This is a genomic window from Allobosea sp. NPDC055332 (assembly GCF_053645455.1).
Window position 1 is genome coordinate 17,624 of the sequence record NZ_JBSHMO010000005.1, and the last position, 9,051, is coordinate 26,674.

Below are 9,051 nucleotides of genomic sequence, written 5' to 3' on the forward strand. Positions count from 1 at the left end.
ATGGCCCGCGACGTCGTCATCACCGGCATCGGCCTCGCCTCCAGCCTGGGCGAAGGTATCGAGACACATGCGCAGGCGCTCGCTACGAATGCCGCACTCGTCGTCGATACCCAGAGCTTCGCGCCCTATCCGCTGCACCCGCTGAAGCCACTCGAGCTCGACCGGCAGATCCCGAAGAAGTCCGACCAGCGCCAGATGGAGCCCTGGCAGCGCCTCGGCGTCTATGCCGCCGGCCTTGCCCTCGACGATGCCGGGCTGAAGGACGATGCCGAGGCCAAGAGCCAGCTCCAGGTGATCGTCGCCGCCGGCGGCGGCGAGCGTGACCATGCCGTCGACGCCGCCGTGCTGGCCGGCCTGCGCAACGCCAACCAGCCGGGTGCGTTCCTCAATGAGCGGCTGATGGGCGATCTCAGACCAACCTTGTTCCTGGCCCAACTCTCCAACCTGCTCGCCGGCAATATCGGCATCGTCCACGGCATCACCGGCGCCTCGCGCACGCTGATGGGCGAGGAGCAGGCCGGTGTCGACGCCATCCGCACCGCCCAGGCCCGGATCGCAGCCGGTCAGGCCGACATCATCCTCGTCGGCGGCGCCTATAATGCCGAGCGCCGCGATATGCTGCTGCTGTTCGAACTCGGCGGCTTCCTGCGCTCTGCCGATTTCGCTTCGGTCTTCGCCCGCAGCGACGCCCCCGGCATGATCACCGGCAGCGCCGGCGCTTTCCTCGTGCTCGAATCGGCCGAGCGCGCCGCGGCGCGCGGCGCCGGGGCGCATGCCCGCCTCAGCCACGCGGCCGCGCATCGCAGCCGCCGCCAGCCCGGATCTGTCGCCAAGGCGCTCGACGAACTGCTCGCCGGTTTCGGTCCGTTGGCATCCGACGTGCTCGCGATCTCGGCCGCGACCGGCTGTGCAGGGATAACCGAGGAAGAGGCCGCCGCGATCGCGAAGGCCGCTCCCAAGGCGCGCCGGGTCGCCACCGGCGACCTCGTCGGCCATTCTGTCGAAGCCGCTTTCCCGGTCTCGGTCGCGCTCGCCGCGTCCGCGCTCTCGACCGGCGCGGCGAATGAGGCGATCGTCACCGGCGCAGCGCATTGGCGCGGCGAAGGCGCCGCCCGTCTGGTCAAGGCTTGAGGAGAGGCGTCATGAGCGCAAGCCATCGCGACAGCCAGGGCCGGCCGATCGTCGCCGTCACCGGCCTCGGCATCGTCACCTCGCTCGGCCAGGGCAAGGACGCCAACTGGGAGGCCCTGACCGCGGGGCGCTCCGGCATCCACCGGATCGAGCGCTTCCCGACCGACGGCCTGCGCACCACCATCGCCGCAACCGTCGATTTCCTGTTCGACGGCTCCTTCGCCGCGCCGCAGCTCTCCGAGAAGCTCGCCACGCTCGCCGCCGAAGAGGCGGTCGCGCAGAGCGGACTCGGCGAGGCCGGCAATTTCCCGGGCGAACTCTTCATGGCCGTTCCGCCGGTCGAGATGGAGTGGCCGCAGAAGCAGGAGCTGGCGCAGGCCGCCGCGGACGAAACCGATTATGATGCCCTGCTGCGCGTCGCCGCCCGTCACAAGCACCAGGGGATGCACGAGCTCTTCCTGTTCGGCGGCGTTGCCGAGCACATCGCCGAGAAGTTCGGCACCAAGGGCTCGCCGATCTCGCTGTCGACCGCCTGTTCGTCGGGCGCGACCGCTATCCAGATGGGTGTCGAGGCGATCCGCCGCGGCGAGACGGAATCCGCGCTCTGCATCGGCACCGATGGCTCGGTCCATGCCGAGGCGCTGATCCGCTTCTCGCTGCTCTCGGCCCTCTCGACCCAGAACGATCCGCCGGAAGGCGCCGCCAAGCCGTTCTCGAAGAACCGCGACGGTTTCGTCATGGGCGAGGGCGCCGGCGCGCTGGTGCTGGAGGATTACGACCATGCCCTGGCGCGCGGCGCCACCATCCTCGGCATCGTCGCCGGCTGCGGCGAGCGCGGTGACGGCTTCCACCGTACCCGCTCCAGCCCGGACGGCAAGCCGGCGATCCTCGCCATGCAGGACGCCCTCGCCGACGCCGGCCTGACGCCGGACGATGTCGACTACATCAACGCGCACGGCACCTCGACCCCCGAGAACGACAAGATGGAGGCGATGAGCTGCTCCGCCGTCTTCGGCGAGCGCATGGCGAGCCTGCCGATCTCCTCGAACAAGTCGATGCTCGGCCATACGCTGACCGCAGCCGGCGCGGTAGAAGCAGTGATCTCGCTGATGACGATCGCCAATGGCCGCATCCCGCCGACGATCAATTACAACACGCCCGATCCGGCGATCGGTCTCGACGTCGTCCCCAACCAGGCCCGTGACGCCGAGGTCCGCACTGTCCTGTCGAACTCCTTCGGCTTCGGCGGCCAGAATACCTGCCTCGTCCTGACCGCCGGACCAGCAGCAGCATGACCAAGGTTCTCGTCACCGGCGGCGCCAAGGGCGTCGGCGCCGCGATCGTGCGGGCACTCGTGGCTGCTGGCCACGATGTCGACTTCACCTATCGCTCTTCCGGCGAGCAGGCGCAGGCGCTCGCTGCCGAGATCGCCGAGGCCGCGCCCGGCCGCAGCGTGCGCGCTTTGCCGCTCGACCTCTCCGACAAGACGGCGCTCGACGCCTTCTGCGAGCAATGCGAGGGCGAGGCCTGGTTCGGCCTCGTCCACAACGCCGGCCAGCCCTATGACACGCTCGCCGCCATGCTGGTGCAGGACAAGGCCGAAGCAGCGATGCAGGTCAATTTCTGGGCCTTCACCCGTCTCGCCAAAAGCCTGATGCGCGGCATGATCCGTGCCAAGGCCGGCCGCATCGTCGCGATCGGCTCGGTCGCGGCCCTGCGCGGCAACCCCGGCAACGCCGCCTATGCGGCGTCCAAGGGCGCGCTGATCTCCTATGCCAAGACGCTCGCGGTCGAAACCGGCAAGCGCGGCGTCACCGTCAACGTGATCGCGCCGGGCTTCGTCGACACCGACATGATGGCGCCCTACGCCGCCTATCGTGACAAGATGGAAGGCCAGATCCCGGCAGGCCGCTTTGCGAAACCCGAGGAGGTCGCGGGCCTTGCCGCCTTCCTGTTGAGCCCACCGGCGGCCTACATCACCGGCACGGTCCTGCCGATCGATGGCGGCCTGACCGCCCATCTCGGCGTGCATCGCTAAGAGCGCGCTCCAACGCTTCACGTGAAACATGGTAAACGCACAGCGCTTGGCGCTGCGCTGCGAACCGCCTATATTCACTGTGAACCGGAGTGAACCGTCATGACGGCCGCCTTCACCATCCGCCTCGACGATGAGACGCTCGCCAAGCTCGATGCGCTGGCAGCCGACACCGACCGCTCGCGCAACTGGCTCGCCGCCAAGGCGATCGAGAACTATGTCGAGCTCAATGCCTGGCAGATTGCCCGCATCAAGGAGGGCATCGCCCAGGCCGATCGCGGCGAATTCGCCACGGAGGATGAGCTCGATGCGATCGAGGCCGAGATACAGGCTCGTATCGACTCCGCCAAATGAAGCTGGTCTGGACTACACGAGCCAAGGCAGACCTCCGCGATATCGCCCTTTATGTCGCTGATCTCAGCCCGACGGCAGCGCTCGCGCTTGTTCGCAGGCTCCGATCCGCAGCAGCTCAACTCGTCGATTATCCGCATAGCGGCAGGGCCGGGCGGGTAGAAGAAACCCGCGAACTCGTGGTAGCCGGCACCAGCTATATCCTTCCCTACCGCGTCCGCGACGGGCGCGTCGAAATCCTCGCGGTCCTGCATGCCTCCCGGCAATGGCCGGACCAGCTCTGAAAGACGAAGACCGATGCTCTCGCTCCAGCTCCATGGCGACCGCGACCTCCGCCTCGAACAGATCGAGCCGCCGCCCCCCCCCGCTCCGGGCGAGGTCCAGATTCGCGTGCGCGCCGTCGGCCTGAACTATCTCGACCTCTGGGGCTTCCGCGGCATGGCCTTCGCCAAGCGCAAGATGCCGCAGGCGGCCGGCGTCGAGGCAGCCGGCGAGGTCGTCGCGATCGGCGAGGGCGTCTCGCGCTTCCGCGAGGGCGATACGGTGACCATGTACGGCGCCGAGACCTGCGGCCATTGCAAGGCCTGCCGCGAGGGCCGTGACAATCTCTGCGAGAATGTAGCCGGGATCATGGGCTTCCATATCGACGGCTTCGCCCGCGAATTGATCAACCGGCCCGAGCGCCTCGTCATCAAGGCGCCGAACGGCGTCTCCTTCGAGGAGGCCGCCTGCGCGCCTATCGGCTTCGGCACGGTCCAGCACATGCTGTTCGACAATGCCAAGCTCGAGCCCGGCGAGTCGGTGCTGGTCCATGCCGGCGGCTCCGGCATCGGCACGGCGGCGATCCTGATGGCCAAGGCGATCGGTTGCACCGTCTACACCACCGTTGGCGACGACGAGAAGGGCGAGAAGGCCAAGGCGCTCGGCGCCGATTTCGTCGTCAACTACAAGACCGAGCGCTTCGAGGGCGAGGTCCGGCGCCTGACCAAGCGCAAGGGCGTCGACGTCGTCTTCGAGCATGTCGGCGCCGACACCTGGAACGGCTCGCTGCTCTGCCTGAAGCGCGGCGGCCGGCTCGTCACCTGCGGCGCCACCTCAGGCGCCTCGACGACAATGAATCTGATGCAGCTATTCCAGCAGCAGTATCGGATCACCGGCTCTTTCGGCTGCCGGATCGAGAATATCGCGCAGTCGCTGGAGAAGATGGCAGCCGGCATGAAGCCGGTGATCGATTCGGTCTTCCCGCTCGCGCAGTTCGAGCAGGGCCTCGCGCGGATCGAGGGCCGCAAGGTCTTCGGCAAGGTCATCGTCACGCTCTGAGCCACTTGCTCTGAGCCGGCGCGACTTGACGCGCCGGTCGCAATCCCGCAAGTCGCGCCGCGATGGCGAGCTCCTTCCCGGACGCTGCGCCGGCGGACCGGGCTGGGACCTTGAGGCAGCTGAAGCAATTCGCGACGCGCATCGGCGCCGCGCTGATGATCGGGCTGATCCGCGCGGTCTTCGCCTTCCTGCGCGCGCTCGGGCCGGAGCGGGCCTCCGATCTCGGCGGCTGGCTCCTGCGCAGCGTCAGCCCGCTGATCCCGGTCAACCGCGTCGCCTACACCAATGTCCGCGCCGCCTTCCCCGGGATCGCGGATGCGGAGGCCAGGCGCCTCGTCCGTGGTGGCTGGGAGAATCTCGGCCGCACCGTCGCCGAATACGCCCATCTCAAGACGCTGTTCGACTATGACTATCACAACCCCGACCCCAATGGCCGGATCGAGGTCGTCGGCATCGAGCACTTCATCGCGCTGAAGGACGACGACAGGCCGGGCCTGATCTTCTCGACCCATCTCGCCAACTGGGAACTGCCGGCGATTTGCGCCGCCACCTACGATCTCGACACCACCGCGGTCTTCCGCGCCCCCAACGATCCGGCGATCGCCGCCGTCGTCCACGAGATCCGCTCCGGCGCCATGGGCGGGCTCGCCGCCGCCAAGCAGGGCGCCGCCTTCGCCATGCAGGGCGTGCTCGAGAATGGCGGCCATCTCGGCATGCTGATCGACCAGCATTTCACCCGCGGCGTGGTCGTGCCTTTCCTCGGGCGGCCGGCGCTGACCAACCCAATCCTCGGCAAGTTCGCCCGCCGCTTCGAATGCCCGGTGCATGGCGTGCGCGTCATCCGCCTGCCGAACCGGCGTTTCCGCATCGAACTGACGCCACCGCTCGATCTGCCGCGCGACGCCAATGGCGAGATCGATGTCACCGGCGCCATGGCGATGATGACCGCGGTCGTCGAGGGCTGGGTCCGCGAACATCCCGAGCAATGGCTCTGGATGCACCGGCGCTGGCGCCCGAACCTGATCAGCGCCGAGGCCCTGGCACGTTTTCGCGAGCAGGCGCCGCAACCGCCGGTTTTCAAGGCAACGTGATTTCCAATTGATCCGATAGTGGCGCTTTTGGTAACCGCCTGCTTCTATACAGGCGTCGAGTTCGAATGATGGTCCGCCACATCAGCAACATCGCTGCCGCCACTGCTTTCCTGCTCCTCGCAGGGCTGCCGGCGCATGCCCAGCAGCCTGCGTACCGGCCGCAGGCAGTGGTCGAGCTCTTCACCAGCCAGGGCTGCTCGTCCTGTCCGGCCGCGGATGCGCTCTTCACCGAGCTCGCCAAGGACCCCCGCCTGATCACGCTGACCTTGCCGGTTACCTATTGGGACTATCTCGGCTGGAAGGACACGCTCGGCCAGGAGGTCTTCAGCAAGCGCCAGAAGCTTTACGCCAAGGCGCGCGGCGACGGTCAGATCTACACGCCCCAGGCTGTGGTCAACGGCACCGCCCATATCGTCGGCTCCGACAAGGGCGGCATCGACAAGCTCGTCAAGGACCAGGGCAAGGACGGTTTCCCGGTCAAGATTGACCTTGCCGAGGCAGATGGCGCGCTGCGTGTCAGCTTGGGCACCGCCACGTTCACCGGCGAGAAGCCGGCTGTGGTCCTGCTGCTGCAGGTCAGCCGCACGGCCACGGTACCGATCGAGCGCGGCGAGAACAGCGGCAAGACCGTGACCTATGCCAATGTCGTGCGCGGCATCAATCGCATCGGCGAATGGAATGGGGCAGCTGCGACGCTGACAGTGCCGCTGGATACCGTGCGCAACCCGAAGGCCGATTCCTATGTCGTGCTGGTCCAGGGCGATCCCTACGCCCGCCAGAGCGCGATCCTCGGCGCCGCCCGCGGCCCGGCCAAGTAAACGATCAAAGTAGCCGGCCTCTAAAGGATCACCACCTTGTTGGGCAGCTCGTCGACATCGTCGACAGCTGGCGGTGCATGGGCGGCGAGCACGGCGCCAACATCACGCACGGCCGCGATCAAGCCTTCGCGCAGGGCGTCTTGCGCCGCTGCGGCAAGAAGAGGTTCGACGATTCTTTGCCAGGCCTCGCCGTCGACCTTGGCCGAGATGCCGGCATCGGCAACAACCTCGGCATAGCGCTCCTGCACGGCGATATAGAGCAGCACGCCGGTGCGGCCGCGCGTCAGCGTCAGCCCGCGCGCGGTGAATTCGCGCAATGCCGTCTCATGCGCCTGCCGCCGCTTGACGAAGCCCGGCACGAAACGCCCGCCCCGGCCATACCAGAGCAGGGTCGCCAGCAGCAGCGCCGCCGCGATCAACTGAGCGAGAAAGATGCTCGCCGCGCTCAGCTTCGTGATGAGCAGCAACGGCCAGGGCACGACCAGCGAAAGCGCCAAGGCCAGCACCAGCGGCACCGCGACATAGCTGCCGGCGGCGCGATCGACGACGACGACGATCTCGCCGGAGGTCTGCCGCTCGGCCTCGCGCACCGCTTCAGCGATGGCGTCGCGATCATCGGAATTCAGCATCTCACCAATCCCCCGAAGCCCCACCGCCGCCGGACGAGCCACCGCTGCCCGAGAACCCGCCCGAGCTCGACCCTGAACCCCAGCCCGAACTCCAGCCACCAGAGGAGGAGCCGCCACTCCAGCCCGAGCCGCCGGAGGGCGGCAGCACGATCCAGCGCCCGTCCCGCGTCCTATGCCGGCGCGCCCCGCCGGAGGAGCGGCCGAGCTCCCGCATGAAGCTCACGATCAGGATGAACACCATGATCATGACGAAAATCACCGCGGCGGTCTCGACCCAGGATGATTCGTCGCTGCGGATCTGGGCACGCCGCTGCCACTCCTCGGCATCGCCGGTCAGGATCGACAGGATCGCGTCGACGCCGCCCTCGATGCCCCCCGCGAGATCGCCGTTCTTGAACTTGGGCGCGACCGCCGTGGTGATGATCACCTTGGAGAGCGCGTCGGTCAGCGCACCTTCGAGCCCGTAGCCGACCTCGATGCGCACCTTGCGCTCATTCGGCGCGACGATGAGCAGCACGCCGTTGTTCTTGGCCTTGTCACCGAGCTTCCAGGCCCGGAACAGGCCATTGGCGAAATCCTCGATCGGATAGCCCTGCAGCGAGGGCAGCGTCGCCACCACGACCTGGTCGCTGGTCTTCTCCTCATGCGCTTTCAGCTTCTGCTCGATGCGGGCGGAGGCCTCGGCATTGAGCAGGCTCGCATTGTCGACGATGCGGCCGGTGAGGGCGGGATAGTTCGGCTCGGCGGCTGCGGCGAAGGCAGGGAAGAAGAGGCAGAGGATCAGCGAAAGCCATGCCGCAACGACTGGGCGAGCAGGCCTCTTTCCTTCTCCCGGATGGGAGAAGGTGGCGCAGAGCGCCGGATGAGGGCCTGCCGTTTCCGCAGAAGGCACAGCCACGCCAGTGCTCCTCATCCGGGAACCGCAGTCCCTCACCCCTGCCCCTCTCCCATCCAGGAGAGGGGTTCCCTGCGCTTGTCCACGAACGGCAGAGTCCATCGAAGAGTTGCAATCAGAACTTCACTGCCGGCGGCCGCTCCGCTCCCGCCGTCGCCGAGAAGCTCTCCATCGGCTTGGCACCCCAGAACAAGCGCGCCCAGATCACGCCTGGAAAGGTCCGGATCTCTGTGTTGAAGGCCTGCACCGCCTGGATGTAGTCGCGCCGGGCAACCGCAACCCGGTTCTCGGTGCCTTCCAGCTGCGACTGCAAAGCCAGGAAGTTCTGGTTCGACTTGAGCTCGGGATAGCGCTCGACCGTCACCAGCAGGCGCCCGAGCGCGCCGCTGAGCTGGTTCTGCGCGTCCTGGTATTCCTTGAACTTGGCGGGATCGGTGATGGTAGAGGCGTCGACCTTGACCTGCGTCGCCTTGGCCCGCGCCTCGATCACCTGGGTCAGGACCTCACGCTCCTGCTGGGCATAGCCCTTCACGGTCTCGACCAGATTGGGGATCAGGTCGGCGCGGCGTTGGTACTGGTTCTGCACCTCACCCCAGGCCCCCTTGGCCTTCTCCTCCAGCGTCGGCACATTGTTGTAGCCGCAGCCCGCCAACACGAGGCCGCACAGCCCGACCAGCAGCATGACGAGGGGCCGGCGAAAGGCCGGAGACTGCGCGAGCACCATGACGAACCCCTTCGGCTTGGCAGGACAAACTTGGCAGAACAAATCAGGCTTCGACCA

The 9,051-nt window shown here is 67.4% G+C and carries 11 protein-coding genes; 8 read left to right on the forward strand and 3 right to left on the reverse strand.

Translation table 11 applies throughout. The features are described 5' to 3' along the window. From ACWIGM_RS25520 to ACWIGM_RS25555, 8 genes are all read left to right on the forward strand, one after another. Window positions 1-1,131, forward strand: a complete 1,131-nt coding sequence (locus tag ACWIGM_RS25520; RefSeq protein WP_454028786.1) for a beta-ketoacyl-ACP synthase — start codon at window positions 1-3, stop codon at window positions 1,129-1,131. 11 nt (window positions 1,132-1,142) lie between these two features. Then, window positions 1,143-2,426: a beta-ketoacyl-ACP synthase gene (locus ACWIGM_RS25525; protein ID WP_454028787.1), complete on the forward strand. Its 1,284-nt coding sequence runs from the start codon at window positions 1,143-1,145 to the stop codon at window positions 2,424-2,426. Then, the gene (locus ACWIGM_RS25530; protein WP_454028788.1) at window positions 2,423-3,169 is read left to right on the forward strand and encodes an SDR family NAD(P)-dependent oxidoreductase; all 747 of its coding nucleotides are present in this window, start codon (window positions 2,423-2,425) and stop codon (window positions 3,167-3,169) included. The genes ACWIGM_RS25525 and ACWIGM_RS25530 overlap by 4 nt, the downstream gene beginning before the upstream one ends. Window positions 3,170-3,268: 99 nt before the next feature. Then, window positions 3,269-3,520, forward strand: a complete 252-nt coding sequence (locus tag ACWIGM_RS25535) for a CopG family ribbon-helix-helix protein (protein WP_454028789.1) — start codon at window positions 3,269-3,271, stop codon at window positions 3,518-3,520. Next, window positions 3,517-3,801 (forward strand): type II toxin-antitoxin system RelE/ParE family toxin, encoded by a 285-nt coding sequence (locus tag ACWIGM_RS25540; RefSeq protein ID WP_454028790.1) that lies wholly within the window; start codon window positions 3,517-3,519, stop codon window positions 3,799-3,801. Before ACWIGM_RS25535 ends, ACWIGM_RS25540 begins: the two co-directional genes overlap by 4 nt. Before the next feature lie 13 nt (window positions 3,802-3,814). Further along, window positions 3,815-4,837, forward strand: a complete 1,023-nt coding sequence (locus tag ACWIGM_RS25545) for a zinc-binding dehydrogenase (RefSeq protein WP_454028791.1) — start codon at window positions 3,815-3,817, stop codon at window positions 4,835-4,837. Between the two features lie 110 nt (window positions 4,838-4,947). After that, on the forward strand, window positions 4,948-5,928 hold the full coding sequence (locus ACWIGM_RS25550; RefSeq protein WP_454028792.1) for a lipid A biosynthesis lauroyl acyltransferase: 981 nt from the start codon (window positions 4,948-4,950) through the stop codon (window positions 5,926-5,928). Between the two features lie 68 nt (window positions 5,929-5,996). After that, a complete protein-coding gene (locus tag ACWIGM_RS25555) occupies window positions 5,997-6,746 on the forward strand; it encodes a DUF1223 domain-containing protein (protein WP_454028793.1) in 750 nt (249 codons plus the stop codon). Between the two features lie 20 nt (window positions 6,747-6,766). Here the strand turns inward: ACWIGM_RS25555 and ACWIGM_RS25560 are convergent, their stop codons facing one another. From ACWIGM_RS25560 to ACWIGM_RS25570, 3 genes are all read right to left on the reverse strand, one after another. Then, window positions 6,767-7,375 carry a TPM domain-containing protein gene (locus ACWIGM_RS25560; RefSeq protein ID WP_454028794.1) on the reverse strand — a complete coding sequence of 203 codons (609 nt, stop codon included), beginning with the start codon at window positions 7,373-7,375 and terminating at the stop codon, window positions 6,767-6,769. Window position 7,376: 1 nt separating this feature from the next. Then, complete coding sequence (locus ACWIGM_RS25565; RefSeq protein WP_454028795.1) at window positions 7,377-8,273, reverse strand: TPM domain-containing protein; 897 nt, start codon at window positions 8,271-8,273, stop codon at window positions 7,377-7,379. A 112-nt stretch (window positions 8,274-8,385) separates the two neighbouring features. Then, window positions 8,386-8,952 carry a LemA family protein gene (locus ACWIGM_RS25570; RefSeq protein ID WP_454029399.1) on the reverse strand — a complete coding sequence of 189 codons (567 nt, stop codon included), beginning with the start codon at window positions 8,950-8,952 and terminating at the stop codon, window positions 8,386-8,388. Between the last annotated feature and the right edge of the window lie 99 nt (window positions 8,953-9,051).

Coding starts and splice junctions, on each gene's coding strand:
- ACWIGM_RS25525 (WP_454028787.1), top strand. CDS start 1,143: ATGAGCGCAAGCCATCGCGACAGCCAGGGCCGGCCGATCGTCGCCGTC.
- ACWIGM_RS25535 (WP_454028789.1), top strand. CDS start 3,269: ATGACGGCCGCCTTCACCATCCGCCTCGACGATGAGACGCTCGCCAAG.
- ACWIGM_RS25555 (WP_454028793.1), top strand. CDS start 5,997: ATGGTCCGCCACATCAGCAACATCGCTGCCGCCACTGCTTTCCTGCTC.
- ACWIGM_RS25545 (WP_454028791.1), top strand. CDS start 3,815: ATGCTCTCGCTCCAGCTCCATGGCGACCGCGACCTCCGCCTCGAACAG.
- ACWIGM_RS25530 (WP_454028788.1), top strand. CDS start 2,423: ATGACCAAGGTTCTCGTCACCGGCGGCGCCAAGGGCGTCGGCGCCGCG.
- ACWIGM_RS25520 (WP_454028786.1), top strand. CDS start 1: ATGGCCCGCGACGTCGTCATCACCGGCATCGGCCTCGCCTCCAGCCTG.
- ACWIGM_RS25560 (WP_454028794.1), bottom strand. CDS start 7,375: ATGCTGAATTCCGATGATCGCGACGCCATCGCTGAAGCGGTGCGCGAG.
- ACWIGM_RS25540 (WP_454028790.1), top strand. CDS start 3,517: ATGAAGCTGGTCTGGACTACACGAGCCAAGGCAGACCTCCGCGATATC.
- ACWIGM_RS25570 (WP_454029399.1), bottom strand. CDS start 8,952: ATGCTGCTGGTCGGGCTGTGCGGCCTCGTGTTGGCGGGCTGCGGCTAC.